Below are 312 nucleotides of genomic sequence, written 5' to 3' on the forward strand. Positions count from 1 at the left end.
ATCTGACGACGAACGTGTCGACGCTGACGAGCAATCTGTCGACGACGAACACGAACGTCACGAACCTGCAGCAAGCGGACAAGCTGAACGTCAAGTACGACGGAAGCGACAAGAACACGGTCACGCTCGGTGGCTCGGATCATGCGCCGGTCAAGCTGTCGAACGTGGCGGACGGTGTGGCGAACAACGATGCGGTCAACGTCGGTCAGTTGAACGGTGCGATTTCGCCGATCCAGACGTCGCTGTCGTCGGCGGTGACGAACATCACCAACCTGCAAGGCAATGTGACCAACCTGAGCACGTCGCTCGGCA

1 pseudogene is annotated in these 312 nt (G+C 59.3%); it reads left to right on the top strand.

What is annotated here, in order from left to right:
- A pseudogene (locus G3N94_RS42035) lies at window positions 1-312 on the top strand (hypothetical protein); the annotation flags it as partial.

It is taken from the genome of Burkholderia sp. Ac-20353 (assembly GCF_017104785.1).
Classification (GTDB): Bacteria; Pseudomonadota; Gammaproteobacteria; order Burkholderiales; family Burkholderiaceae; genus Burkholderia.